The sequence below is a fragment of the Acidovorax sp. M14 genome (assembly GCF_049331375.1).
Lineage (GTDB): Bacteria > Pseudomonadota > Gammaproteobacteria > Burkholderiales > Burkholderiaceae_C > Acidovorax.
The window spans coordinates 26,700-51,555 of the sequence record NZ_CP186263.1; the positions used below are offsets into that span (position 1 = coordinate 26,700).

Here is a 24,856-nt window from a genome sequence, read left to right on the forward strand (position 1 = left end):
GCCGTGGACACACCTGTCAGCACCCCGCAGAGCGAGATCAGCGCCAGCAACCCACGCATCCGCGTCGGCATCGGCGGCTGGACCTTCGAGCCCTGGCGCGGCAACTTCTACCCAGCAGGGCTTGCGCACAGCAGGGAGCTGCAATACGCCAGCCGACAGCTCACGGCGATCGAGGTCAACGGCACCTACTACAGCACCTTCAAACCCCCCACCTTTGCCAAATGGCGCGATGAAACGCCTGAAGGCTTTGTGTTCTCGCTCAAAGCCAACCGCTTTGCAACCCACCGCCGTGTGCTGGCAGACGCGGGCGATTCGATCGCGCGGTTTGTCGACAGTGGCATCTCGGAACTGAAGCACAAGCTCGGGCCCATCGTGTGGCAGTTCATGCCCACCAAGGCGTTTGATCCTGGCGACTTCGAGGCCTTTCTGGCCCTGCTGCCGCAGCAGGTGGACGGCCTGCGGCTGCGCCACGCGCTGGATGTGCGCCATCCGAGTTTTGCGACGCCCGCGTTTGTGGCGCTGGCGCGCCGGTATGGCTGCGTGCCTGTGTGCACCGACTCCGACCAATTTCCGGCCATCGCAGATGCAGAAGCCGACTTTGCCTACCTGCGGCTGATGCGCAGCCAGGCCGATGTGCCCACGGGCTACACCGCCGATGCCATTGCGCAATGGGCACAGGGCGTGCGCACCTGGACCAGCGGCGAGCGGCCACGCGATGTGTTTGTGTACTTCATCAACGGCGCCAAAGAGCGGGCGCCGGCAGGGGCGATGGAGTTGCTCAGGCAGCTGGGCACTACACCGTCTCGCGCTGTGTGAAGCCCTGCGGCGCCTCGCCACCATCGGGCACGTTGCCCACCACCACGCGCTCGACCCGCGCATGCTCCGGCCCCTGGTGCGCCCAGTCGATGAGGGCCAACACGGCGGGTTCCGGGCCCCAGGCGCAGGCCTCCACGCGGCCATCCTGGCGGTTGCGCACCCAGCCCGTCACGCCCAGGCGCTCAGCGGCCTGCACCATGGACCAGCGATAGCCCACACCCTGCACATGGCCGGTGATCAACAGATGGCGGGTAACGGTGGGGTGAGGTTCTGCGTTCATGGGGATACTGTAGCGCGCGCCTTGTGGGGAGCCCGCTCCAGGGGCACACTGCCAGCACCCGACACCCCATGACCACCACAACCCCCAAGGCCTTGCCCACCATCGACCCCCAGCGCTGCACCGGCTGCGGCTGGTGTGTGGCGGTGTGCCCGCCGCATGTGCTGTCGCTGCAGGTGTTGGGCACGGGGCCCTGGGGCCCCAAGTGCTCCACGCTGCACGACGCGCCGGGCTGCACCGGGTGTGCGCTGTGCGCGGTGCGCTGCCCGTTTGATGCGATCCGCATGGTGCGGGTGGCGGCCACCCAGGCCCGGTGAGGCCGTTGCGCCACAGGCGCACACAGCCGCACACAGGTGCGCATAGGTGCGTACAGGCGGGTTGACAGGCCCCGGCCTGCATCCGGTACACTGCGCCCTTCATGTCGTTCACCTCTCTCCCCATCACCGCCGCACGCGCCACTGCCTTCCAAGGCATGGGCATGATGCCGCCCGCATCCACGCGGGCCAATGGTGAACAGCGGGCACTGGGTGCACGAATGATTACCACCATTACCACCGCGGCCACCTGAGCACGCGCAGGTGGCCGTTTCGGCAGCCACCTGGTGATCGCTCTCTTCTCCCCCAAGACGAATGCACGAAACCCAGCTCTGGCAGCTGGGTTTTTTCGTTTGTTCGTTCGTTAGCAGGAGAAGTCCATGTACCGCGATCCCGTCCAGTCCCTTGAAGCCCCATCGTTGCCGTCGTCTGCCACGGCCCTGCGCCCCCTGCGCGTGGGCATGATTGGCATTGGCACCGTGGGCGAGGGCACCTTCCGCGTGCTGGCGCGCAACCAGGCGCTGATTGCCGCCCGCGCGGGCCGGGGCATCAAGCTGGTGGTGGTTTGCGCCCGCAGCCTGGCCCGCGCCATGAGCGTGGTGGGCAAGGACGTGGCGCTGACCAACGACCCCATGCAGGTCGCCACCCACCCCGACGTGGATGTGCTGGTGGAGGCCGCTGGCGGCACCGGCCCCGCACGCGACTGGGTGCTGGCCGCCATCCGTGCGGGCAAACATGTGGTCACTGCCAACAAGGCGCTGCTGGCCGAGCATGGCAACGAGATCTTTGCCGCAGCACGCCAGCACGGCGTGGCCGTGGCCTACGAAGGCGCGGTGGCGGTGAGCATCCCCATCGTGAAGGCGCTGCGCGAGGGCCTCACGGCCAACCGCATCGAGTGGGTGGCGGGCATCATCAACGGCACCACCAACTTCATCCTGAGCAAGATGCGCGATGAAGGCGTGGGCTTTGCCGAAGCACTGGCCCAGGCCCAGGCGCTGGGCTACGCCGAGGCGGACCCGACATTTGACATCGAGGGCGTCGACGCTGCGCACAAGATCTCGCTGCTGGCAGCCAATGCGTTTGGCATGCCGGTGCGCTTTGCCGATGCGCAGGTGGAGGGCATCACCACGCTGCAGGGCCTGGATGTGGCCTGCGCCGAGCAACTGGGCTACCGCATCAAGCTGCTGGGCGTGGCCAAGCGTCGCAAGGAGGGTGACACCGAAGGGGTGGAGCTGCGCGTGCAGCCCGCGCTGGTGCCCGCCGCGCATTTGCTTGCGCATGTGAACGGGTCCATGAACGCGGTGATGGTCAAGGGCGATGCGTCGGGCGTGACGATGTATTACGGCGCGGGTGCGGGGTCGGAACAGACCGCGTCGGCCGTGATTGCCGACCTGGTGGATGTGGCGCGGCTCGATGGCACCCACGCGGCGCAGCGCGTGCCACACCTGGGCTTCCACCCCCACGCCGTGGACGAGCAACTGGCGGTGCTGCCGCGTGCAGCCGTGCACACACGCCACTACCTGCGCGTGCCGGTGCACAGCGCGCAGCAGATCGAGGCCGTGGGCGCCTGGCTGGCTGCGCAGCAGGTGCCGGTGCTGCAGGTGGCACTGGCGCATGACAAGGCCTTGCCGCTCGGCAGCGGCCCCCAGGTGCTGGTGCTGACCGATGCCGTCGCGCAAGCCACGGTAGATCTGGCAGTACACGCACTGGCCGCGCACCCGGCGGTGGCCGGCCCGGTGGTCACGCTGCGGGTGGAGACGCTGGAGGGGTGAGCACCGCCTGAAAACACGTTGACCCGATTTTTTTGGGCCAAATCGGGCGGTAGCGCTAGTGCATCATGCCTGAGTTGCTATCAATTTTGATAGCCCTGCCGGTTGCATCCCTCACCCCATCAACCGGTCCAGCACCAGTGCCGCCATGTCCTCGGCCGCGCTGGTGCCCTCCGCCATCAGGCCCTGCACCACACCGGCGCGGTCGGTGTCGGTGCGGTTCTGGCTCACCTTCCAGATGCCCTCCCAGCGCTCCACCGCCAGCTCGATGCCCACGATGGCGCGCAGCAGCTTGTCGATGTAGTCGGGCGGTGCGTCGTCGATGCGCCAGGGGTCGGCGCGGTGGGCCTCGTGCTGCTCGCTCAGGGTGTGCAGGATGCCGCGCAGGCGTGCGGGGTCGTCAAACGCGCACAGTGCGCCGTGGGCGTGCACGGTGGCGTAGTTCCAGGTGGGCACCTGCTTGCCGTCCAGGGCCTTCGACGGATACCACGTGGGCGACACATAGGCCTGCGGGCCGTGGAACACCGCCACTGCCTGCTGGGGCAACAGCGGCCACAGCGCATTGGCGCGCGCCACATGGCCGATGAGCGTGCCCTGCGGGCCGCGCGCCGGGTCCAGGTACAGCGGGATGTGATTGACGTGCAACGCGCCTTCGTGCGCAATGACCAGCGTGGCCAAAGGCTGGGCACGTACCAGGGCTTGCTGGGCGGCGGCATCGGCCACCTGAAACTGCCGGTTGGGGTTGGCCATGTCAGCCCCCTTCCACTTCAAGCACCGGGGCGCAGTCGATCTGCGTCTTGACCGAGTTGGCCAGAAAACACGAGGCATGGGCGCGGTGGTGCAGCTCGTCCAGCTGCGCAGCGCTGGGCGCATGCGCCGCGTCAAAGCGTGTGACAGGCCTCAGCTGCACATGGGTGACCACCAGCTGCCCCTCTGCGTTCTTGGCCATGGTGCCCACGGCCGCGTCGGTGTAGTGGTTGAGCCGGTAGCCCGCGCGGCTGGCAAAGTCCATGAACCACAGCATGTGGCAGCTCGACAGCGCGGCGACATAGGCTTCTTCCGGGTCCACCGCCGCCGCGTCGGAGTACGGCAGCGGCACCACATGGGGCGACGACGATGCGGCCACGGTGGTGCCACCATCGAACTGCCAGGTGTGGGCACGGTGATAGCGCTTGTCCAGAAAGTCGTCGTTGCCACGGGACCAGGTGATGGTGGCGGTGTGCTCGGCCATGGGGTGCTTTCAACAGGATCAGGCCGGCAAGCTGCGGCCCGGGTTTTTACAATGGTTCTTCAGTTTATGAGTGCATCACCCCATTGAAAGGGCCAATTCGTGCCCAGCCCCGGAGCCAATCGAACCACTGCCACCCTGCGCCAGCAGGTGTATGCGCAACTGCGCCGCGCCATCGAGCAGGGCAGCCTGCGCGCGGGCACCCGCCTGCCGCCCTCGCGCGAGCACGCCGCCAGCCTGGGCGTGTCGCGCAACACCGTGCTGTGGGCCGTGCAGCGCCTGCAGGCCGAGGGCTATGTAGAAGCCCGCGTGGGCGACGGCACCTATGTGTCGCAGGCCGTGGCCGCCACACTGCCCGCCCCGCAAGGCCTGGTGGCGCCGCCCCGGGGCCTGTCGCGCCGGGGGCAGCTGATAGCCGACACGGCGGCGCGCTGGCGCCCGCCCCTGGCGGCGGCCCAGGCGTTTCGCATTGGCGCGCCCGAGGTCGCCACCTTTCCGTTTGCGCTGTGGGACCGCCTGACACGCCAGGCCAGTTCAGGCCAGCGCAGCCACCGCGCGCAGTACCTGGACCCGGCCGGCGACCCCGACCTGCGCCAGGCCGTGGCGCAATGGCTATGGGCTTCGCGCGGCATCCGCTGCGATGCGGCGCAGGTGGTGGTGTGCTCGGGCTCGCAGCAGGGCATTGACCTGATTGCGCGGCTGCTGCTGGACGTGGGCGACGAGGTGCTGGTGGAAGACCCCGGCTACCCCGGCATCCGCGCCAGCCTGCTGGGCCACGGCGCGCTGGCGCGGCCGGTGGACATGGATGGAGACGGCCTGCGCATCGATACCGCTGCGACGCAGTGGCCCCATGCCCGCATGGCCGTCGTCACACCCACGCACCAGTTCCCCACCGGCGTGTGCATGGGGCTGGCGCGGCGGCAGGCGCTGCTGCAGTGGGCGCGCACGCACGACGCCTGGGTGGTCGAGGACGACTACGACGGCGAGTTCCAGTACGGCGGCGCTGCCCAGCGGGTTCCGGCGCTGTGCAGCCTGCCGGGCTCGGAGCGCGTGTTGTACGTAGGCACCTTCAGCAAGACACTGCATCCCGGTCTGCGGCTGGGCTTTGTGGTGGTGCCGCCCGCGCTGGTGGAGGCCTTTGCCATGGCCCGCGCCATCACCGACCGGCATGCACCGGGCGACACCCAGGCGGTGCTGGCGCGCTTCATTGCCGAAGGCCACCTGCTGCGCCACCTGCGGCAGATGCGCGAGCTGTACCTGCAGCGGCAACACACGCTGCGCGCCGCACTGGCCGAGGCCAGCAACGGCGCCTGGCAACTGGCCGCCAGCGATCGTGGCATGCACCTGCTGCACGAGGTGGCACCCGGCACCGACGACGAAACCCTGAGCCGCCAGGCGCTGGCGGGGGGCGTGATGCTGGCGCCGCTGTCGCGCTATGCGATGCAGTCGGCCCGCCGGGGCTGGCTGCTGGGCTATGCGGGGTTTGACGATACAGAGATTCGCGCGGCGGCCCGCGTGGTGGGCGGCCTCGTGCGTCAGCGGTGATGCGGACGCAGGTGCTTCACCACGCGCCGGGCTGCGGGGCCAGGGCCGTGCCAAGGCCCTCCGTCTGAACCACTGCCTGCGGCTCCACCTTGCGCCACCAGTGCGTGGACAGCGCGGGCGCGCGGATGTCCAGCCGCTCGCCCATGATGGGCGCCACCAGCGGCACCTGCGCTGCCGCCGCGAGGGCGGTGATGCGCTCGAACGGCTCCACCCACGGGTGCAGCGACAGGTCGAACGTGCCGTTGTGGATGGGGAACAGATGGCGCCCCTGCACATCCAGATGGGCCTGCAGGCTCTCCTCGGGGTGCATGTGGATGTCGGGCCAGTCGGCGTTGTAGGCGCCGGTTTCGATCAGCGTCAGATCGAACGGACCGAACCGCTCGCCAATCGCCTTGAAGCCGTCGAAGTAGCCCGTGTCGCCACTGAAGAAGACGCGGACTTGGTCAGCGCCTTGGCCCGCGATCAACACCCACGAAGCCCACAGCGTGCTGTTGCCGTCTGACAGGCCCCGGCCCGAGAAATGCTGGGCAGGCGTAGCCACCAGCTGCAGCCCGCCGATGGTGGTGCCCTGCCACCAGTCCAACTGCTGCACCTTGGCCGCCGGCACGCCCCAGGCGATGAGCCGGTCGCCCACGCCCAGCGGCGTGATGAAGTGCTCCACCTTGGGCGCGAGCTTCTGGATGGCTGCGTAGTCCAGGTGGTCGTAGTGGTCGTGCGACAGGATCACGCCGGTGATGGGCGGCAGCTCGTCAATCGTGATGGGCGGCGCGTGAAAGCGCTTGGGGCCCAGGAACTGGAACGGCGAGGCGCGCTCGGAAAACACCGGGTCGGTCAGCCAGAACTGGCCGTTGATCTTGAAGAGCAGCGTGGAGTGCCCCAGGCGCCACAGGCTCAGGTCGGGCGCGGCCAGCAGGTCTGACCGCATCACGGCGTACACCGGCACGGGCTGGCGCGGCACCGAGTCGTCGGGCTTGCCGGTGGCAAAGCGCCACATCACCTGCAGCGTCTTGAGGGCGCCCAGCGCATGGCGGGGTGCCACGTTGCGAAACTTGCCACCCGCGAACTGCGGCGACAGTTCATAGGCGGCCACCGGCTGGGCGGCGCGGGAAAAGAGGCTGTAGGCCATGGCGATCAGTACAACGAAGGCGACACAAAGTGCCGGGAGCAGACGGCGGCGGCGGGCGATGGAGAGTGACACCGGATCTGCGACATAGAAATTACACTGCACAGTGTAGTTCACTTTTTAGAAAAGTAAACTACCCGGTGTAAAATTTGCGCATGATCGCCTCCCAGCCCACCCCTCGCCTGACCGACCGCAAGCGCGATGCCATCGTGCAGGCCGCTATCGGCGAGTTCCGCGAACACGGCTTCAACGGCACCAGCATGGACCGCGTGGCCGCAGCGGCGGATGTGTCCAAACGCACGGTGTACAACCACTTCCCCAGCAAGGAAGAACTGTTCGAAGCCATCCTGCTGCTGATGTGGGAGCGCAGCCAGTCACCCGACGAACTGGCCTATACCCCCACGCGCCCGCTGCGCGATCAGCTGCTGGAGCTGCTGGCGCAAAAGATGCGCCTGCTCAACGACGCGAGCTTCATCGACCTGAGCCGCGTGGCCATGGCCGACATGATGCACACGCCCGAACGCGCGCGCGGCATCACCGCCAAGCTCTCAGCCAAGGAGGAGGGCTTGCCGCGCTGGCTGCGCGCCGCCCAGCAGGACGGCCGCCTGCGCGGCGCCATGGATGTGCCCTACGCCGCGCAGCAATTGCAGGGCATGGTCAAGGCCTTTGCGTTCTGGCCCCAGCTGGCCATGGGCCAGCCGCCCCTGAGCGCAGCGCAGCAGCAGCAGGTGCTGGGCGATGCGGTGGACATGTTTCTGGGGTTCTACGCTGCGCCCACTCAAGAGGCACACCCCCCCGCAAAAAAGGCCAAGGCTGGTAGCACCGGCAAGGCAGCGGCAGCCCGGGGCGCAACACCTGCCAAGCCCACCGCGCGCCGCGCGCCCGCGCGCTGATCACCGCCACCACTCTGGCCAGATCGCCGGCACACGGGGCGATTTGCACTACGCTCGCCCGTTCTTTCCACGCAGCCTGACACCACGATGCCCATCGCCCCTTACCTCGACACCGCCCCGGTTCTGGACACCGGCGTTTTTATCCACGACTCTGCCCAGGTCATCGGTGACGTCACCATGGGCCGTGACAGCTCGGTGTGGTGCAACGCCGTGCTGCGCGGCGATGTGAACCGCATCACCGTGGGCGTGTGCAGCAACGTGCAGGACCTGACCATGGGCCATGTCTCACACCGCAACGCCAGCAAGCCCGAGGGCTCGCCGCTGGTCATCGGCGACTACGTGACGGTGGGGCATTCGGTCATCCTGCACGGCTGCCGCATCGGCAACGAATGCCTCATCGGCATGGGCTCCATCGTGATGGACGACGCAGTGATCGAAGACCGCGTGATGCTGGGCGCGGGCAGCCTGGTCTCGCCGGGCAAGGTGCTGGAGAGCGGCTACCTCTACATTGGCCGCCCGGCGGTGCGCCAGCGCGCGCTGACCGATGCGGAGATTGCGTACCTGAAGTATTCGGCCGAGCACTATGTTCGGGTAAAGAACAATTACTTGGCGGGCACGCCCCAAGGGGCTCCGGTACCCCCTGCGCCCCCAGCCCACCAGGGATAAAGCCGGGCCGGGATAATCGGGGGTTCCACGACCCTTGCGGCGGCACCGCATCGCCCCATTGCCTGTTTCCACCATGTCTGCCGTCGCCCCCGCTTCCACTGCCCTGCGCGTGCTCTCCGTCATCCCCCCGATGACGCAACTTAACACGCCGTACCCCTCCACCGCCTACCTCACGGGCTTTCTGCGCTCGCGCGGCATGACGGCGGTGCAGGAAGACCTGGCACTGGCGCTGGTGCTGCGCCTGCTCTCGCCCGAAGGGTTGAAGGCCGTGGCCGCCAAGGTGGATGCACTGCCCGCCAAAAAGCAGAGCCCCGCCGTGCAAAGTTTTGCGGCGCAAAAAGACCGCTACCTCGCCACCATCGGCCCGGCCATTGCCTTTTTGCAAGGCCGCGACAGCACGCTGGCCCACCGCATCGTGGGCCGCAACTACCTACCCGAGGGGCCGCGCTTTGCCACGCTGGATGTGTACGTTGATGATGAGGGCGGCGACCCGCTGGGCTGGGCTTTTGGTGCGCTGGGCCTGACCGACAAGGCCAAGCATCTGGCCACGCTGTATTTGAACGACCTGGCCGACGTGCTGCGTGACGCGGTGGACGAGCGCTTTGAGTTTGTGCGCTATGCCGAATCACTGGCGGGTAGCCAGCCCACGTTCGACCCATTGGCCAACGCACTCGCAGCGCCGCCCACGCTGGTCGATGAAATGCTGGAGCAGCTCACGCACGAGGCCATTGCCAAGCACCAGCCCACGGTGGTGCTGCTGTCGGTACCCTTCCCTGGCTCGGTGTACGCCGCGTTTCGCATCGCCCAGGCCATCAAGGCGCGGCACCCGCACATCGCCACCGTGCTGGGCGGCGGCTTTGTCAACACCGAACTGCGCGAACTGGCCGACCCGCGTGTGTTCGACCACTTCGACTACGTGACGCTGGACGCAGGCGAGCGCCCGCTGCTGGCGCTGCTGGAACACCTGCGCGGCGAACGCGGCCGCCAGCGCTTGGTGCGCACCTTTGTCCGAAGCGATGAGGGGCAGGTGCAGTACGTCAACATGATGGAAGCCGACATCGCCTTCGCCGAGGTGGGCACGCCCACCTGGGACGGCCTGCCGCTGGACCGCTACCTGTCGCTCCTGGACATGCTCAACCCCATGCACCGTCTGTGGAGCGACGGGCGCTGGAACAAGCTGACCGTGGCGCATGGCTGCTACTGGAAGAAGTGCAGCTTTTGCGATGTGAGTCTGGATTACATCAGCCGCTACGAGGGCGCCAGCGCTGGCGTGCTGGCTGACCGCATCGAAGCCATTGTGCGCGAGACGGGGCAGACGGGCTTTCACTTTGTGGACGAGGCCGCGCCGCCCAAGGCCCTCAAGGCCCTGGCCACAGAGCTGATTGCGCGCAACGCGGGTATCAGCTGGTGGGGCAATGTGCGGTTTGAAAAAACCTTCACCCCCGATCTGGCCGAGCTACTGGCCGACAGCGGCTGCATCGCCATCTCGGGCGGGCTGGAAGTCGCGTCAGACCGGCTGCTCAACCTGATGAAAAAAGGTGTGTCGGTAGACCAGGTGGCCCGCGTGACCAAGGCCTTCACCGACGCCGGCATCCTGGTGCATGCGTACCTGATGTACGGCTTTCCCACCCAGACGGTGCAGGACACGGTGGACGCACTCGAATACGTGCGCCAGCTGTTCGCCAACGGCTGCATCCAGAGCGGCTTCTTCCACCGCTTTGCCTGCACCGTGCATTCACCCGTGGGCCAAAACCCCGAGGAATACGGCGTGACGCTGGCGCCCCTGCCACCGGGCGACTTTGCCAAGAACGACGTGGCCTTCATCGACCCCACGGGCGTGGACCACGACGCGCTGGGCGCGGGCCTCAAGAAAGCTATCTACAACTACATGCACGGCATTGGGCTGGAAGAAGACGTGCGCATGTGGTTCCCGTTCAAGGTGCCCAAGACGACGGTACGGCGGGACCGGATCGAGCGGGCGTTGGGGTAGCCGATTTAGGTGCTGGTCACCGTTTTCCATTTTTCAAATCGTCACAAGGATTTCGATCCTCTAACAACAGAAACGTCAACAAGCCCCACGGAAAAAATACGATACATGAATGCTTAAAGTATCACCCGAGGGAATCATCAGCGACGGTCGCATCATCGTTCGTCGCTTCCTCAACTTGGAACATGGGCCGTTGAGTTCTGTCGTAGCGCTGGTCCTGCACCAAACAGACTCATCCACGGCCCAGCAAACATTCAACAGCTATGCAAAAAATCCGCACGGCGCGCATTTTCTGATAGACAAGAACGGGCAGGTCTATCAGACCGCGAGTTTGCTGATGCGATGCCAACACGTGGGACGGCATATTCGCTCCCGATGCTTGGAAATCGATAAGCCCTCATGTGACAGCGTGGCGATGGCTCGAATCCAAGCGATGTCATGGTCCAACCATGTCAAAGCGCTGGACGCGCACGAGCGGGCCAAGACATATCCACAGCGCTATCCCATCAACGGCGACTCGATCGGCATCGAAATCGTAGGCCGCAGCATTGACGCAAAAACTTATGAGTCGGTGACTTCTGAGCAAAACAACTCATTGCAATGGTTGACTGGAGAGCTGTATGCCCACTTCTCCATTTCTCAGCAGGACGTATACCGCCATCCCGCCGTCTCTTACAAAAACCCTGGAGAGGCGGCTACCGCCGTTTGGAAATGAAGTTCGCCTGCCTCGCTGCATTGGCAACATTGGCGGCGTTGATCTTAGGATTCTTCATATTCTTTTTTCAGCCTAAGACCATCGTAGGATCTTATAAATTTGTATCCGGCGATTCTGAAGTCTGCCGCCCATCAGACGTGGATTTTTCAGGTGGTGAGATTCAGGATTTTTTTAAGAGTGCCAAAATTGTCAGCAGTCGCCTTATTCACGACGAATTTGATCTCGCACCGTGCTACTTAGAAGGCCGCCTCATTCATCAACTTCGTATTTGCAGTTGGACTTTACGGCCAGATCGCATCGGTACTCTTGAGTGCGCAGGAGACTTTCAATATCTGCTTATTCGAGAGCAAGAAAATATCGCTCCACAGTAGCTGCAGTTCGTGACAAGCAGAACATTTCAGCTGCGCTGATTGCGTCGAGAAAGCCTGCACGTGGCCAACTCAGGCACCCCTCAGCTCCGGCTTCGCTAGGACCTTAGGGCTCAAAAAGAACGTATAGGGCCAATTGGCTCGACCTAATCTTTTTGCTTCTGATAAGCCTGTTGGGCTGGCACCCCTCGATCTGTGTCCCGCAGGCCGCGTTCCAGGTCTTTATAAGCCTGCTCCATCTCGGGGTGGCGCGCGCCGTCGGTCATATCGACGGACTGGTCGCGCTCATGCGGCAGGCAGCCTTCCGGGGCGCTCAAATCCTCGGGGCCGCTGCCGGGCTGCGCAGCGGGCTGTGTGGTGTTCACGCGCCGCTCGGTGCGGGTGGGGACGGGGGCGGAGGGGATGATCTCCTCTTCCTTTCGGGGGGCAGTGGGGGTCGTTTTCATACGGGGGCCTTGGTATCCAACATGAAGTCCCTCCACCCTAGCGGCGCCAGCCATACCGCGCTGTAGGCCCAGGCCCTGCGCTGCTGCGGGCGTGCGGAGCCTGCTGTTACCAGTACAACCACTGCTCCAGCGCATTGAGCACGATCACCACGATCACGCAGAGCAGGAAAAGGATCGCCTTGCGGCGCGCCTCTGGGCTCACCACCAGCTTGTAGACCGTGTACGCGGCGAGCGTGCCCGCAAAAGGCGCCGTGATAGCGGCCCCGGACATGATGATCGCGCCGAGCTTGCCCCAGCCGTCGGTCCCGCCCATGGTCCAGATCGAGTGCAGGACGATCGCGCTCGGAATGGCTAGGCCCCACCACAGCACCCCGGACGCCACCGCCACGCTGAAGTGGTGCGCGAGCAGGCCATACAGCGCCAATGCGCCCAGCACCCCGCACAGGAACGCCAGCCGCTTGAGCCAGAGCGGCAGCGACTCGCCAGAGCGGCGCGCTGGCGTGGCTTCACGGGCCTTCTTGGCCGCTACCGCCGCCTGGGCCCGTTCTTGTTGTAGTTGTTGCTGCTTCTCGGTGGATTCACGGGCGCCGCGCAGAAAGCTGTCCACCGCCGGGTTGTCCACCTGCACGAGGATGCGGGCGGTGCGCGACAGGGCCTGGTCGTGCTGGGGAATGACGGTCTGCAGCGCCGCCCCCTGGCTGAACCAGTGCCCCATCTGCGCCAGCCAGCTGACGCCCGCCGGCGGCAGTCCGTAGCCCCCCTCGACCGCACTGCACAGGTAGTGCTGGGTGCTTTGTGGCGGCACCAGTTGGCGCGTGGTGTAGCGGGGCAGCGCGCATTGCATCCGCGGCGCCACTGGTTGCATGCCGGTTCGGCCCAGCTGTAGCGCGAACTCCGGCAAGGGCAGGGGTTCGGCCAGCATGTTGCGCACGCCCACCCACAGGTACAGCCCCCGAAGCCGCCCGTCCTGCGCCCGCCGCACCCACAAGCCCGGCCCCTCCTGCATCAGTTCAGCCCCCAGCGCATCCAGCTCAGGCGGGCGGGGCACCTCGGGGCCATCGCGATCCCACTCAACCCGCAACTGCTGGGCTTTCAGGAGGCTGGTCCACACGGCCTGGGCACGGCGCTCCAGAAAATAGGGATCCAGCTCCCGGCCATGGGCGATGGCGGCTTCGATGCTGCTCGCTGCGGGCGCCGGCGCACCTTCCAGCGCCCGCAGCCAATCGTCCGCCAAGGCCAGCCGCAGATAAATCGCATCCGCGCCCTGGCCCACGGACTCGGCCGCGCGTCCCCAGGCAAACCGTGCCGGGTCGGTGGGAAGCACTTGCTGCGCGAGCAAGCGCTGGCGCTCCTGGGTTTTGTCTGCCTGCGCCACCGCTGGCAACGTTTTGGGCTGCGCCCCGGCTTCCCCGCCGACCACCAGGCAGATCACCAGCGCCGCCCAGCCCAGCCATTGCGCCAAGGCTTGATGCCATACCCTGGCCCCGTGCAGGCCAAGGCCTGCAGCCTGCGCTCTTCTCCCTCGCATCGCATCCCCTTTTTATGGTGTCCTCGTGCGCGGATTGTGCGGCCAAGGGGTTGCTACAAGGCCAGAATTCGGCCGCATCGCGCGGTCGGCGGCCAGGCCGTCTGGAGCATGCGACACTACTGTATGTCTCAACAGGTGTGGGCCGCGCAGGCCCTTGAATCTTTCGATGCGGTGGTGCAGGCCACCGAGGGGTTTCGCAGCCGCGCAGGCCAGCGGCTGATGGCGCAGCAGGTGGCGCGCACGTTCAGCAGTGCCACGCTGGGCAAGGTGGATGAAGAAAGCGGTGAGGCCGCGCCCACGCGGTCCATTGCCGTCATTCAGGCGGGCACGGGGGTGGGCAAGTCGCTGGCGTATTGCGCACCCGCCATTGCGCTGGCGCTGGCGCGGGGCACGCGGGTGCTGATCTCCACCGCCACGGTGGCGCTGCAGGAGCAACTGGTCAACAAAGACCTGCCCGCGCTGGCCGCGCTGATGCCCCAGCCCTTCAAATTTGCGCTGGCCAAGGGGCGTGGGCGCTATGTGTGCAAGCTCAAGCTCGACCGCCTGGCGGGCACGGGTGAGGCCGAGGAAGAGGCCGACGACGACCTGTTTGCCGAAGAAGAAGCCGCCGCCCGCGCCAAGCGCCCCCGGCATGAGACCGAGGCGCGCATCCAGTTCTATTCCACGATGGCGCAGACGCTGGCCAAAGGCGCGTGGGATGGTGACCGCGACAGCCTGGATACGCCGCCCGAGCCCGAGGTGTGGAGCCCCGTGGCGGCTGAGGGCGCATCGTGCACCGGCAAGCACTGCCCGGCCTTCAGCCAGTGCACCTACTACGACAAGCGCAAGGAGCTGGTGGGCGCGCAGGTGATCGTGGCCAACCACGACCTGCTGCTGTCGTCGCTGGGCGCACGCGTGCTGCCCGAGCTGGACAACTGCCTGCTGGTGCTGGACGAAGCCCACCACCTGCCTGCCACGGCACTGGATCAATTCGCGTGCAGCATGGACCTGTCGCGCATCACCTGGATCGAGCGCCTGTCCAGCCGGGGCCTGCGCATTGGCGCACTGCTGGAGGTTGAAGAGATTGCCGACATCCCCAAGCACTCGGCCCAGCTGCGGCAGACGCTGCAAGACCTGGCGCGCATCGTGATGGATGTGTACGGCGCCCAGCTCAAGAGCCAGCCCAGCGCTTGGGGCCCGGCGCGCGTGCGTGTGCCCCGGGGCGAATTGCCCGAGCCGCTGATTGCGCCGCTGGGCCTGCTGGCCGCGAGTGCCGAAGGCTTCCTCGACGCGCTGCGCGCCATCAGCAAGGCCCTGCGCGCCGAGATGCGCGACAAGCCCGATGAGGCCAAGCGCCTCTCCACGCTGTATGCGCAGATCGGCATGCTGGCCCCGCGCCTGGAAGAGCTGCACGCCACGGCCCAGTTGCTGCTGCAGGATGCGCCCGGAGGGGCGGTGCCCGCCGCCAAATGGTTCACGCTGGAGGTGGATGGCGACTTCATTGTGGTCAAGGCGCACGCCAGCCCCATCCTGCCCGGCACCACGCTGCGCAACCACCTGTGGAGCGCGGTGCGCGGCGCGGTGCTGACATCGGCCACGCTCACCAGCTGCGGGCACTTTGATTTCTTCCTGCGCGAGGCGGGCCTGCATGGCGACGAGGCCACCACCACGCTCGAAGTGCCCAGCCCCTTCAACTACGCCGCGCAGGGTACGCTGATTGCGGCCGAGACGCGCGCCGACCCCAAGAACGCCGCGCAGTTCACCACCGAGATGGTCGATGCACTGCTGCACGACATTGCCCGCGTGGAATACGGCGCGCTGGTGCTGTTCACCTCGCGCGAGCAGATGCGCCAGGCCGTGGATGCATTGCCCACCGCCATGCGCAGCGTGGTGCTGGTGCAGAACGCGCTGCCACGCACGCAGCTGCTGCGCCGCCACCGCGAGCGGGTGGAGAACGGCGAGCCTTCGGTCATCTTCGGCATGCAGTCGTTTGGCGAGGGGCTGGATTTGCCGGGGCGGCTGTGCGAATCGGTGTTCATCACCAAACTGCCCTTTGCCCCGCCCGACGACCCGGTGGGCGAGGCCCGCGCCGAGTGGCTGCGCGCCGTGGGCCGCGACCCCTTCAGCGAACTGGTGGTGCCCGCCACGGCCATCCGCCTGGCGCAATGGGTGGGCCGCGCCATCCGCACCGAAGAAGACATGGCGCATGTGTACTGCTACGACAAACGCCTGACGCGCACCAGCTACGGGCAGCGCTTGCTGAAGGGCTTGCCGCCGTTTGCGCTGGAGCAACGTGCACCGCTGTGAAGCGGTGATACTTTGCCCCCTTCGATTTCATAACCACTACAACAACCCCAGAGAGGCCCCCCATGCCCCACACCGTACCTGCCTGCCCCCAATGTGGCCTGGAGAACACCTACCCCGATGGCAGCAACTACGTGTGCCCCGACTGCGCGTTTGAATGGCCGCAAGTGGCCGATGCAGCAGAAGCCGACGCCGATGCAGGCGACGGCATCGTGCGCGATGCGAATGGCAACCCACTGGCCGATGGCGATGCGGTAATTTTGGTGAAAGACCTCAAGGTCAAGGGCTCGTCGTCCACCCTCAAAAAGGGCACCAAGATCAAGAGCATCCGCCTGGTCGATGGCGCCGACGGCCACAACGTGGACTGCAAGACGGATCTGGGCAGCATGCTGCTCAAGTCAGAGTTTCTCAAGAAGGCCTGATCGGCGCGGGGCGCAGCGCCCCGTGTCAGACAAGCACCCACAGGCATCGGCGCTGCACGCCGACGCCAGGGCCCAGGGAGGGTGCCTAGAGTGCATGGATGGCCGCGCGAACACCCGAATGGCGCGGACCCTTCAACTCCCCACCCCCTGCTGGAGGCCCCATGCACACTGAATCCCCCGCCCACGAGACCCTGTGGAAGCTCATCAAGGACATCCGCTTTGGCATGCTCACGCACCGCACGTCCACGGGCATGCTGCACGCGCACCCGCTGACCACCCAGAACCGGCAGCTGGATGAGCAGGCCGAGCTGTACTTTTTCATCTCGCAGTCGGGCGAGCTGTACGAGCGCCTGTTGACCGACGGCGAAGTGAACGTGTCGTATGCCGACCCGGACGAAGACAGCTATGTGTCCGTGTCCGGCCAGGCACGGTTTGTGGAGGACCGCGCGCTGAAGGAAGCCCTGTGGTCACCCATGGCCAAGGCCTGGTTCCCGGGCGGTGTGTCCGACCCGGACCTGGCGCTGCTCGCAGTGCGCATCCGCCATGCCGAGTACTGGAACGTGGACGAAAGCAAGATGGTGCAGCTGTTCCAGATGGCCAAGGCTGCGATCACCGGGGAGCCCCCGCGCCACCTGGGCGAGCACAAGGAACTGACCTTGTCCTGAGCGGCGCGGAGCGACAGTGTGGGACCTGGTACGCCGCGCCCCCGCACCGGTTTCCGCACAGGATTTATCAGCTAAATCGGCCCGTAGCGCTAGTGCATCATGCCCTTGCAGCTACACAATCAATAGCACCCCATTGACCGAAAGGCGCAACCAGCGTTATCGCGGCGCATTGCGCGCCTTGCGATAGCGCCGGGTGGCCTCGGCCAGCATCGCGTCCTTGGGCAACAGCTGGGTGCCGCCCACCCACAACTCGGTCGGCGTGCCGCTGGCGTCGCGCACGCGGCGCACTGGCTGGCCCGGGCTGGCGTAGGCCGAGGCTTTCTGAACCACGCCGGTGTCGCGCCCGGTGACGGCCAGCTCGGTGGTGGCCGCGTTGAAGGGCACGAACATGGCGGGCGCCACCTGGCACACCACCTTGCCCATGGGCACCAGGTCGCTGGCACCCCACAGGCTCCACCAGCGCCCCGCCCAGGCGGCTTCCCTTTTGCCCGGCGCACCATGCTGCTGGAACGCAAACAAGATGCTGGCAATGCCTTCCACCCATTCGGTGGACAGACCATCCTGCGCGTTGGTGAGCACGGTCACCGTCAAATCGAGCGCGGGGTAGCGCGCCGTGCGCGACAAGAACCCTTGCAGGCTGCCGGTGTGGCCCATCCATTCGCGCGGTCCGGGTGCGCTGAGCATGGTGCCCAGGCCGTAGTGGGACTCGAACAGGTTGCAGGGGTCGCGCCAGCGGCGCTGCGCCATCTCGCGGCGGCTGGCGGGCGAGAGGATGCTGTGCGGACTGTCCGGCGCCAGCTGTGAAAAGAAGCGGGCCACATCCGACGCGGTGGACACAAACCCGGCCGCCGGGGCCATGGCATCGCACGGGTTGTCGCCCGGCACGATCAGCCGCTGGCCGAACGGAAACTCACTGCTGTGGCCCACGGCCAAAGGCGCGCGCCGGGGCAGATGGGGCATGTCGGGGGCGGTCTCTTCCAGGCCTGCGGCGGCAATCACGTGGCGCTGCATCCAGCGCGCGTAGCCCGTGCCGGTCACCTGCTCCATCATCAGCCCCAGCAGCCCGTAGCCGTGGTTGGAATACTTGAGCTGCACACCCGCCTCCAGCGGCGGCTTAGCGCGCAGGTCCGCCAGCAGCTCGGCGCGCGAGAGAAACGGCCGCCGGTCCAGAAACTGGCCGGCGTCGGGACCGTCGCGCGTCACGCCCGCGCTGTGCGACAGCAGCTCGCCAATGCGCGCACGGGCCAGGTCCTTGTGCAGGCCATCGACATAGCGGCCAATGGGGTCGTCCAGCCCGACCTGGCCCTGCTCGCGCAGCAGCATGACGCCCGCTGCCGTGAAGGTCTTGGAGTGCGAGGCAATGCGCAGGCGGTGCCGGGGCGTGAGGGGTTGGTGGGTGCGCATGTCGGCCACCCCCAGCGCCAGCTCTGCCACGATCTCACCGCCGCGCGCAATGGCCACGGAACACCCGGGCTGACGATAGCGCTCCAGTTGCAAGTCCAGCCATTGCGGGAGGTAGTCCAGCGCGGCGCGCAGCCAGGCCGGTGAGGTGGCGTTTTTCTTCATGGCGTGCTCGGCTCCATGCATCCAAAAAAGGAGTGGGGCAGTGTAGGCCACGCACTAGACAGGCACGGTGACACACAGACACCCTGGGCGCACAGCATGGCCTGCGGGGCGGCGGCACAATCCTTCCTTTTCGCACGCAGGCCCATGTCCCCCATCGCCGTCATCGACTTTGAAACCACCGGCGTCTCGCCCGGCCAGGGCGCGCGTGCGACCGAGGTGGCCATCGTGCTGCTGGAGCGGGGCCAGGTGGTGGACCGGTTCCAGAGCCTGATGAAAACTGGGGTGTGGATTCCGTCCTTCATCACCCAGCTCACCGGCATCACCAACGCGATGGTCAATGCCGCACCCGACGCGGCGCAGGTGATGCAGGACGCCGCGCGCTTCGTGGGCGATGCGCCCATGGTGGCGCACAACGCGTCGTTCGACAGCAAGTTCTGGCAGGCCGAGCTGGCCCTGGCGGGGCTGCCCGCGCCACAGCCGTTTGCGTGCACAGTGCTGCTGTCGCGGCGCCTGTACCCCGAGGCGCCCAGCCATAAACTGGGCACGCTGGTGGACTACCACGGCCTGCCGCGCACGGGCCAGGCCCACCGGGCGCTGGCGGACGCCGAGATGGCCGCCGCGCTGCTCGCGCGCATGCAGCACGACCTGCGCACACGCTGGCGCGTGGCCGAGCCCAGCTACACGCTGCTGCAAACGCTGCAGCGCTGCGCCAAGCCCAAGGTGGGGGCGCTGCTGGCGCAGCATGCGGGCGCCTGATCCGACCTGCCCGCTGGGGATGCCACCACACATTTACTATTGAATTGATAGCTGCCAGCGCATGATTCACTAGCGCTTGCGGCACTTTTGACTTGAATCCAGGGCTGACGACCGTTCTCCAGAGCATGCGTCCGCAGGGGCCGCGCAAGTCCCTCCTCGGCGGTTGCAATGGCCTGCTCTGCCGATAATCAATCAGGACTTGCACGACGGCGCTTTGCCACTGATGGCGCAGCCCCGCCTTCGTCCTCATAACCTGTTCACGACGACAACATGAAAGGCTTGGCCATGGGGTATCTGGTACTGGGACTGGTGCTGTTTCTGGGCGTGCACTCGGTGCGCATCGTGGCCGATGGCTGGCGCACGCAAACGCTGGCACGCATGGGGGAGATGCCGTGGAAAGGGCTGTATTCGCTGGTGTCGGCCGTGGGCCTGGCGCTCATCGTCTGGGGCTATGGCCTGGCGCGGCAGCAGCCCGTGGTGCTTTGGTTGCCTCCCATCGGCATGCGGCACGCCGCAGCGCTGCTGACGCTGATCGCCTTTGTGCTGCTGGCCGCCACCTATGTGCCGCGCAATGCCATCAAGGCCCGGCTGCACCACCCCATGGTGCTGGGCGTGAAGGTGTGGGCGCTGGCGCATCTGCTGTCCAACGGCAACCTGGCCGATGTGCTGCTGTTTGGCAGCTTCTTGCTGTGGGCCGTGCTGAGCTTTCGCGCCGCGCGCCAGCGCGACCGGGCGCAGGGCACCGTGTACGCGGCGGGCAGCGCTACAGGCACGGCGGCGGCTGTGGTGGTGGGCGCCGTGGCCTGGGTGGGCTTTGCGTTCTGGGGCCATGCGTGGCTGATCGGCGTGGCGCCGCTGGGGCGATGATCGAACGCCGGGACGACCCGCAACGCAAATGCCGGAGAATCCGCGCTTTGCGTTTTTTCCTTTCTCGCTGAGACCTCTATGACCGAAGCCACCACCCCCAACACCCCCGCCCAGCCGCCCCTGCCCGACCACCTGTCGGTCAACCCCCGCAGCCCGCACCATGTGGCCGCCGTGTTCGAGCACGACATCGGCATCCGCCTGAACGGCAAGGAGCGTTTTGATGTGGAGGAATACTGCATCAGCGAAGGCTGGGTGAAGGTGCCCGCCGGCAAGACGGTGGACCGCAAGGGCCAGCCGCTGCTCATCAAGATCAAGGGCACGGTCGAAGCGTTCTACAAGTGACCGCTGCACGGGCGGCTGATCCGCTCGCCCTCGGTGCCTGGGTGATCCACTGCGATGGCAGTGCCTGGCCCAACCCCGGGCGCATGGGCCTGGGCGCGGTGCTGACGGGCCCCGACGGCACCGTGCAGCACCAGATCTCCGAAGCCACCACCTTCACCGGCTGCAACAACGAGGCCGAGTTGCGCGCGCTGATGTTGGCGCTGCAGTGGCTGGCGCAGCAGGGCATTGCCACATCAACCCAAGTGCACGTGTTCAGCGACAACAGCGTGCTGGTGGAGCAGTTGGGCAGCCATCCCACGGCACCGATCACGCGGCTGGCGACGCTGTTTGGCGAAGCACGCAAGGCACTGCGACGGTTCCCGCAAGCCCGCGTCCTGTGGATTCCCCGCCACCGCAATGGCGCGGCCGATACGCTGGCCCGCGCCGCCCTGGGGCTGGCACCCAAGGCCGCCACGCCGCAAAGCCAGACCATCAAAAAGCGCCGCCGGCGCTGAGCCGCCCGCCCGGCACAGGCCGTCAGGCCGGGTCAAGCCCTGCAGCCGCACGGTAGGCCTGGATGCGCGGCAGCACCGCCTGGCGACGGGCAATGCTTTGCGCAGGCCACAACCCCTCGCGTTCGTAATATTCCGCCACGGCGGGTATCCCCGGCGGCAGCACCACCCAGGGCTGTTTGGAGGCCGTGAAGATGTGGATGTCGGGCGGCAGGTGGTCCGGCACATCCAGCGTGCCCACGCGCACAAACGCCATGACGGGCCCCGCGCCTGCGTAGTGGCTCCAGACCGCCACCTGGCAGTGTGGGCAACGTGCAATCTGCTGGCCCAGGCCGCTTTCTGACGGGGTGTGCACCATCGCCGGGGTGCCTGCGAGCAATTCCACGCGGTCGGCCTCGATCATCGCGTTCAGCGCAAAGGCCGCGCCGCTTTCGCGCTGGCACCAGCGGCAGTGGCAGCAGTGCACAAACAGCGGGGGCGTGAGCAGGCGGTAGCGCACATGGCGACAGGTGCAGCCGCCTTCCAGCGGGTATTCAGGGGCAGGGTGGGGCATGAGGGGGGTGTCCTTGCAGCGGGGTGAGGGTGCGCGCAACACCGGCCTTCAGCCGCAGGCGCGGGCCAGCAGCAGCGCCTTTTCCTGCGCGTTGCGGGTGAGGCTGGCTGCGCGCTCGAACTCGGCCCGCGCTTCATCTCCTCGGCCCAGCTTCGCCAGCAGGTCCCCGCGCACGCTGGGCAGCCAGTGGTAGTGACGCAGCAGGGGGTCGCTGGCCAGGGCATCGACCAGCGCCAGCGCGGCCTCCGGCCCCTCGGCCATGCCCACGGCCACGGCGCGGTTGAGCGCTACGACGGGCGAGGGCGCCACCTGCAGCAGTGCGTCGTACAGCGCCACGATGTGGGGCCAGTCCGTGTCTTGCGCCTGCCGGGCGCGTGCGTGGCAGGCGGCAATGGCGCCCTGCAGGGCGTAGGGTCCCCAGGGCTTGCCAGCGCGTGCCAACTGCTCGGCCTTGTCCAGCGCGGCCAGACCCCGGCGCACCAGGAGGTGGTCCCAGCGCGCGCGGTCCTGGTCCATGAGCAGCACGGGCTGGCCTTGTGCATCGGTGCGCGCGGGCAGGCGCGAGGCCTGGATTTCGAGCAGCGCCACCAGGCCTTGCACTTCGGGCTCGTCGGGCGCCAGGCTGGCCAGCACCCGCACCAGGCGCTGGGCTTCGCCACACAGCGCGGGGCGCATCCAATCGTCGCCCGCGGTGGCGGCATAGCCTTCGTTGAAGATGAGGTAGATCACCTCCAGCACCGAGGCCAGGCGCGGCGCGCGCTCGGCCGCGCCGGGCACTTCAAACGGCACCTGCGCGGCGGTGAGGCTGCGCTTGGCACGCACGATGCGCTGGGCCACGGTGGGCTCGGGCACCAGAAAGGCGCGTGCGATCTCAGCCGTGGTGAGCCCCCCCAGCAGCCGCAAGGTGAGGGCCACACGCGCCTCGGTGGGCAGCACGGGGTGGCAGGCGGTGAAGATGAGGCGCAGCAGGTCGTCGCCAATGTCGTCCTGCTCGGCGTGCATGAGGGTGTCCACCACATCGGGCGCGTACTGGGCTTCGAGCGCTTCGAGGTCGTGGCCCAGGGCCTCGTGCTCGCGCTGGTGCAGGGCCTGCTGGCGCAGGTGGTCGATGGCGCGGCGCTTGGCGGTGGTCATGAGCCAGGCGGCCGGGTTGGCAGGCAGGCCGTCTTGGGGCCAATGCTCCAGCGCGGCCACCAGGGCGTCTTGCGCCAGCTCCTCGGCCCGGCCCACATCGCGGGTCATGCGCGCCACGCAGGCAATGATGCGCGCGGCCTCGATGCGCCACACCGAGTCGATGCTGCGGTGCAGGGCATCGCGGTCGGGCAGTGCAGAAGGTTTCACGCGATCAAGAGGTGTGAATGAATCCGGCGCATTCATTCACAGGTTCTCAGCCCAGCGCCTTGCTGGCATCCACCATGTGCACAAACTCCCAGGTGTGGCCGTCCAGGTCGTCAAAGCTGCGCGAGTACATGAAGCCCAGGTCTTGCGCCGGGCGGGGTGTGGTGCCGCCTGCAGCCACGGCCTTGTCCACCAGCGCATCAACCTCTTCGCGACTGCTGCACGAGAAGCACACCAGCACCTCCGACGTGGTGCGTGCGTCGGCAATCGTTTTGTCGGTGAAGGTTTGATAAAAGCTCTTGACCAGCAGCATCACCAAGAGGTTCTCGCCCACCACCAGGCAGGCGCCCTGGTCGTTGGTGAACTGGGGGTTGAACTCGTAGCCCAGCGCGCGGAAAAACGCCTGCGAGCGGGCCATGTTCTCGATGGGCAGGTTCACAAAAATCTGTTGGTGCATGACGGACTCCTGAAGGATGAGGACGGTAATGGGAAACGGAGGGTTTGGCAAAGGTGGAGGGGCGGTGGACGGCATTCACGTTGCGGGCTTTTGCGCCACAGCCTGCAGGTTGGCCAAGCCCTCCTCAAAGTCCTGCCCCACCATGCGGTCCATGTTGAACACCAGGTGGGCGATCTTGGCCAGGTAGGGCACGGGGCCCTGCATGGCCCAGGTGACGCGGGTGGCCTCTGCGCCTTCGGGCTGCAGGGTGAATTCCACCTGGTTGTGCGCTTCAAAGGGCTTCACAAAGTCGAGCTTCATGCCCACGCGGCGGGGCGCGGTGGCCTCGACGATCTCCATGCTGCCCACGCCCACCTTGTCGCTCTGCCAGGCGTAGCGAGCGCCGGGGCCGCTGGTGGCGGCGCTGTACTGGCCCTGGATGGCCGGGTCCTTGCGTTCATACGGGTTCCAGGTGTTGAACTGGCGCAGATCGTTGACGAGCCCGTACACCCGTTCAGGTGATGCGGAAATCACGCGGCTGCGCTCTACGCGAAAGGTGTCGGGGCGGGTAGCGGCAAACGCCAGCAGCAGCGCCAGGGCGGCCAGCAGCACGAGGGCGATGGTCTTGACCATGTGGGTGTCCTTCAGGCCAGGCATCAGCCGCGCAGGGTTTCGAGGTCGCGGAACTGCTCGACGCCATCCACGCCGGCAAAGTCTTCCATTTCGTACAGCTGTCGCACCTCGATCTCGGCCTCCAGGCCCTCGCCGCGTGGATTGGGAAAGCGGCGGGTCCATTCCAGCGCCTCGTCGCGGCTGCGCACCTGGATGAGTGTGTAGCCCGCGATCAGCTCCTTGGTCTCGGTGAACGGGCCGTCGGTGACGGTGCGCGTGCCGCTGGCGGCATAGCCCACGCGCCAGCCCTTGGCGGAGGGCTGCAGGCCACTGGCGTCCAGCAGCACGCCGGCGCGTGCCAGTTCTTCGTGGTAGCGGGCCATCGCCGTCATCAGGGCTGCGGTCGGCATGCAGCCTTGTTCGGATTCAGCGGTGGCCTGGATGATGATCATGAAGCGCATGGGGTTCTCCTCGGGGTAGTTAAAAAATTCGGAAGCGCCAACGGTCCTTGCCAGGTGCTTCACTGTGACGACGAATGGGAGCGCCCGAAATCGACATCCCGATGGGCAAGCCCATGTAAAACAAGGGTTAACACCTATCCCGGGCGGTGGGCGCGCGGGGCGGGTGAGGGGCCGCCATAGGGAGACTACTGAGCGCCCGCACTGGGTTTTGCAACCCCTGGTCGATACAATTTGTAAAGATTGATTCATCGATCCTGAGACTTCACCTTCCCTTGCCCCCTGCCAGCGGAGTCCCCAAGGGGGACCACCGCCAGCCCCACGCAGTGCCTTTGCCATGAAACGAGGATCGACCGGTCGACGACGGCCGTACCGCCCAGGGGTGGTCTTGG

The 24,856-nt window shown here is 66.7% G+C and carries 28 protein-coding genes and 1 pseudogene; 17 read left to right on the forward strand and 12 right to left on the reverse strand.

Annotated elements, in window-relative coordinates; translation table 11 throughout:
- Nucleotides 1–3: 3 nt before the first annotated feature.
- Nucleotides 4–816, forward strand: coding sequence for a DUF72 domain-containing protein (locus ACOYR4_RS00115; RefSeq protein ID WP_422848247.1), 813 nt, complete (start codon nucleotides 4–6; stop codon nucleotides 814–816).
- On the opposite strand, the gene ACOYR4_RS00120 is transcribed toward ACOYR4_RS00115, so the two are convergent.
- Nucleotides 794–1,096 (reverse strand): acylphosphatase, encoded by a 303-nt coding sequence (locus ACOYR4_RS00120; RefSeq protein WP_209816714.1) that lies wholly within the window; start codon nucleotides 1,094–1,096, stop codon nucleotides 794–796. The genes ACOYR4_RS00115 and ACOYR4_RS00120 overlap by 23 nt on opposite strands.
- Before the next feature lie 68 nt (nucleotides 1,097–1,164).
- On the opposite strand from ACOYR4_RS00120, the gene ACOYR4_RS00125 reads away from it, so the two are divergent.
- From ACOYR4_RS00125 to ACOYR4_RS00135, 3 genes are all read left to right on the forward strand, one after another.
- Complete coding sequence (locus ACOYR4_RS00125) at nucleotides 1,165–1,410, forward strand: ATP-binding protein (RefSeq protein ID WP_060986701.1); 246 nt, start codon at nucleotides 1,165–1,167, stop codon at nucleotides 1,408–1,410.
- Between the two features lie 101 nt (nucleotides 1,411–1,511).
- Nucleotides 1,512–1,661 carry a hypothetical protein gene (locus ACOYR4_RS00130; RefSeq protein ID WP_343734062.1) on the forward strand — a complete coding sequence of 50 codons (150 nt, stop codon included), beginning with the start codon at nucleotides 1,512–1,514 and terminating at the stop codon, nucleotides 1,659–1,661.
- 126 nt (nucleotides 1,662–1,787) lie between these two features.
- On the forward strand, nucleotides 1,788–3,179 hold the full coding sequence (locus ACOYR4_RS00135; RefSeq protein ID WP_422848248.1) for a homoserine dehydrogenase: 1,392 nt from the start codon (nucleotides 1,788–1,790) through the stop codon (nucleotides 3,177–3,179).
- A gap of 111 nt (nucleotides 3,180–3,290) precedes the next feature.
- On the opposite strand, the gene ACOYR4_RS00140 is transcribed toward ACOYR4_RS00135, so the two are convergent.
- The gene (locus ACOYR4_RS00140) at nucleotides 3,291–3,926 is read right to left on the reverse strand and encodes an FMN-binding negative transcriptional regulator (RefSeq protein ID WP_422848249.1); all 636 of its coding nucleotides are present in this window, start codon (nucleotides 3,924–3,926) and stop codon (nucleotides 3,291–3,293) included.
- A 1-nt stretch (nucleotide 3,927) separates the two neighbouring features.
- Nucleotides 3,928–4,407 carry an OsmC family protein gene (locus ACOYR4_RS00145; protein WP_422848250.1) on the reverse strand — a complete coding sequence of 160 codons (480 nt, stop codon included), beginning with the start codon at nucleotides 4,405–4,407 and terminating at the stop codon, nucleotides 3,928–3,930.
- A 99-nt stretch (nucleotides 4,408–4,506) separates the two neighbouring features.
- Here ACOYR4_RS00145 and ACOYR4_RS00150 point away from each other — a divergent pair, with 99 nt between their 5' ends.
- Nucleotides 4,507–5,949 carry a PLP-dependent aminotransferase family protein gene (locus ACOYR4_RS00150; protein WP_422848251.1) on the forward strand — a complete coding sequence of 481 codons (1,443 nt, stop codon included), beginning with the start codon at nucleotides 4,507–4,509 and terminating at the stop codon, nucleotides 5,947–5,949.
- Nucleotides 5,950–5,965: 16 nt separating this feature from the next.
- Here the strand turns inward: ACOYR4_RS00150 and ACOYR4_RS00155 are convergent, their stop codons facing one another.
- Nucleotides 5,966–7,075, reverse strand: coding sequence for an MBL fold metallo-hydrolase (locus ACOYR4_RS00155; protein WP_422848252.1), 1,110 nt, complete (start codon nucleotides 7,073–7,075; stop codon nucleotides 5,966–5,968).
- A 152-nt stretch (nucleotides 7,076–7,227) separates the two neighbouring features.
- On the opposite strand from ACOYR4_RS00155, the pseudogene ACOYR4_RS00160 reads away from it, so the two are divergent.
- The 5 genes and pseudogenes from ACOYR4_RS00160 to ACOYR4_RS00180 form a co-directional block, all read left to right on the forward strand.
- Nucleotides 7,228–7,842: pseudogene (locus ACOYR4_RS00160) on the forward strand (TetR/AcrR family transcriptional regulator); the annotation flags it as partial.
- Between the two features lie 210 nt (nucleotides 7,843–8,052).
- The gene (locus tag ACOYR4_RS00165) at nucleotides 8,053–8,631 is read left to right on the forward strand and encodes a gamma carbonic anhydrase family protein (protein ID WP_422848253.1); all 579 of its coding nucleotides are present in this window, start codon (nucleotides 8,053–8,055) and stop codon (nucleotides 8,629–8,631) included.
- Between the two features lie 130 nt (nucleotides 8,632–8,761).
- The gene (locus ACOYR4_RS00170) at nucleotides 8,762–10,621 is read left to right on the forward strand and encodes a B12-binding domain-containing radical SAM protein (protein ID WP_422849700.1); all 1,860 of its coding nucleotides are present in this window, start codon (nucleotides 8,762–8,764) and stop codon (nucleotides 10,619–10,621) included.
- Nucleotides 10,622–10,730: 109 nt separating this feature from the next.
- A complete protein-coding gene (locus tag ACOYR4_RS00175; RefSeq protein ID WP_422848254.1) occupies nucleotides 10,731–11,333 on the forward strand; it encodes a peptidoglycan recognition protein family protein in 603 nt (200 codons plus the stop codon).
- Nucleotides 11,330–11,704, forward strand: a complete 375-nt coding sequence (locus ACOYR4_RS00180) for a hypothetical protein (protein ID WP_422848255.1) — start codon at nucleotides 11,330–11,332, stop codon at nucleotides 11,702–11,704. The genes ACOYR4_RS00175 and ACOYR4_RS00180 overlap by 4 nt, the downstream gene beginning before the upstream one ends.
- Before the next feature lie 143 nt (nucleotides 11,705–11,847).
- On the opposite strand, the gene ACOYR4_RS00185 is transcribed toward ACOYR4_RS00180, so the two are convergent.
- A complete protein-coding gene (locus ACOYR4_RS00185) occupies nucleotides 11,848–12,147 on the reverse strand; it encodes a hypothetical protein (protein WP_422848256.1) in 300 nt (99 codons plus the stop codon).
- Between the two features lie 106 nt (nucleotides 12,148–12,253).
- The gene (locus tag ACOYR4_RS00190; protein ID WP_422848257.1) at nucleotides 12,254–13,609 is read right to left on the reverse strand and encodes a hypothetical protein; all 1,356 of its coding nucleotides are present in this window, start codon (nucleotides 13,607–13,609) and stop codon (nucleotides 12,254–12,256) included.
- 189 nt (nucleotides 13,610–13,798) lie between these two features.
- Between ACOYR4_RS00190 and dinG the strand changes: the two genes are divergently transcribed.
- The 3 genes from dinG (at nucleotide 13,799) to ACOYR4_RS00205 (ending at nucleotide 17,045) form a co-directional block, all read left to right on the forward strand.
- On the forward strand, nucleotides 13,799–15,961 hold the full coding sequence (dinG, locus tag ACOYR4_RS00195; protein ID WP_422848258.1) for an ATP-dependent DNA helicase DinG: 2,163 nt from the start codon (nucleotides 13,799–13,801) through the stop codon (nucleotides 15,959–15,961).
- 62 nt (nucleotides 15,962–16,023) lie between these two features.
- Nucleotides 16,024–16,380, forward strand: coding sequence for a zinc ribbon domain-containing protein YjdM (locus tag ACOYR4_RS00200; protein WP_110960632.1), 357 nt, complete (start codon nucleotides 16,024–16,026; stop codon nucleotides 16,378–16,380).
- A gap of 161 nt (nucleotides 16,381–16,541) precedes the next feature.
- Nucleotides 16,542–17,045, forward strand: coding sequence for a pyridoxamine 5'-phosphate oxidase family protein (locus ACOYR4_RS00205; RefSeq protein WP_015011857.1), 504 nt, complete (start codon nucleotides 16,542–16,544; stop codon nucleotides 17,043–17,045).
- 156 nt (nucleotides 17,046–17,201) lie between these two features.
- Here the strand turns inward: ACOYR4_RS00205 and ACOYR4_RS00210 are convergent, their stop codons facing one another.
- Nucleotides 17,202–18,611 (reverse strand): serine hydrolase domain-containing protein, encoded by a 1,410-nt coding sequence (locus tag ACOYR4_RS00210; RefSeq protein ID WP_209816702.1) that lies wholly within the window; start codon nucleotides 18,609–18,611, stop codon nucleotides 17,202–17,204.
- Nucleotides 18,612–18,755: 144 nt separating this feature from the next.
- Here ACOYR4_RS00210 and ACOYR4_RS00215 point away from each other — a divergent pair, with 144 nt between their 5' ends.
- The 4 genes from ACOYR4_RS00215 to ACOYR4_RS00230 all read left to right on the forward strand — a co-directional run bounded on the left by ACOYR4_RS00215 (nucleotide 18,756) and on the right by ACOYR4_RS00230 (nucleotide 21,070).
- Nucleotides 18,756–19,367 carry a 3'-5' exonuclease gene (locus ACOYR4_RS00215; protein ID WP_209816701.1) on the forward strand — a complete coding sequence of 204 codons (612 nt, stop codon included), beginning with the start codon at nucleotides 18,756–18,758 and terminating at the stop codon, nucleotides 19,365–19,367.
- A gap of 285 nt (nucleotides 19,368–19,652) precedes the next feature.
- On the forward strand, nucleotides 19,653–20,234 hold the full coding sequence (locus ACOYR4_RS00220; RefSeq protein ID WP_422849701.1) for an NnrU family protein: 582 nt from the start codon (nucleotides 19,653–19,655) through the stop codon (nucleotides 20,232–20,234).
- Between the two features lie 78 nt (nucleotides 20,235–20,312).
- The gene (locus ACOYR4_RS00225; RefSeq protein ID WP_056742544.1) at nucleotides 20,313–20,576 is read left to right on the forward strand and encodes a DUF3297 family protein; all 264 of its coding nucleotides are present in this window, start codon (nucleotides 20,313–20,315) and stop codon (nucleotides 20,574–20,576) included.
- The gene (locus ACOYR4_RS00230) at nucleotides 20,573–21,070 is read left to right on the forward strand and encodes a ribonuclease HI family protein (RefSeq protein ID WP_422848259.1); all 498 of its coding nucleotides are present in this window, start codon (nucleotides 20,573–20,575) and stop codon (nucleotides 21,068–21,070) included. Before ACOYR4_RS00225 ends, ACOYR4_RS00230 begins: the two co-directional genes overlap by 4 nt.
- A gap of 22 nt (nucleotides 21,071–21,092) precedes the next feature.
- Here the strand turns inward: ACOYR4_RS00230 and ACOYR4_RS00235 are convergent, their stop codons facing one another.
- From ACOYR4_RS00235 to ACOYR4_RS00255, 5 genes are all read right to left on the reverse strand, one after another.
- The gene (locus tag ACOYR4_RS00235) at nucleotides 21,093–21,620 is read right to left on the reverse strand and encodes a GFA family protein (RefSeq protein WP_209816700.1); all 528 of its coding nucleotides are present in this window, start codon (nucleotides 21,618–21,620) and stop codon (nucleotides 21,093–21,095) included.
- A gap of 48 nt (nucleotides 21,621–21,668) precedes the next feature.
- Nucleotides 21,669–22,961: an RNA polymerase sigma factor gene (locus ACOYR4_RS00240; RefSeq protein WP_422848260.1), complete on the reverse strand. Its 1,293-nt coding sequence runs from the start codon at nucleotides 22,959–22,961 to the stop codon at nucleotides 21,669–21,671.
- Nucleotides 22,962–23,007: 46 nt separating this feature from the next.
- Nucleotides 23,008–23,415: a VOC family protein gene (locus ACOYR4_RS00245; RefSeq protein ID WP_422848261.1), complete on the reverse strand. Its 408-nt coding sequence runs from the start codon at nucleotides 23,413–23,415 to the stop codon at nucleotides 23,008–23,010.
- A gap of 75 nt (nucleotides 23,416–23,490) precedes the next feature.
- Entirely contained in the window at nucleotides 23,491–24,027 is a 537-nt protein-coding gene (locus ACOYR4_RS00250) for an SRPBCC family protein (RefSeq protein ID WP_422848262.1), read from the reverse strand.
- A 23-nt stretch (nucleotides 24,028–24,050) separates the two neighbouring features.
- Complete coding sequence (locus tag ACOYR4_RS00255; protein WP_209816697.1) at nucleotides 24,051–24,467, reverse strand: YciI family protein; 417 nt, start codon at nucleotides 24,465–24,467, stop codon at nucleotides 24,051–24,053.
- Between the last annotated feature and the right edge of the window lie 389 nt (nucleotides 24,468–24,856).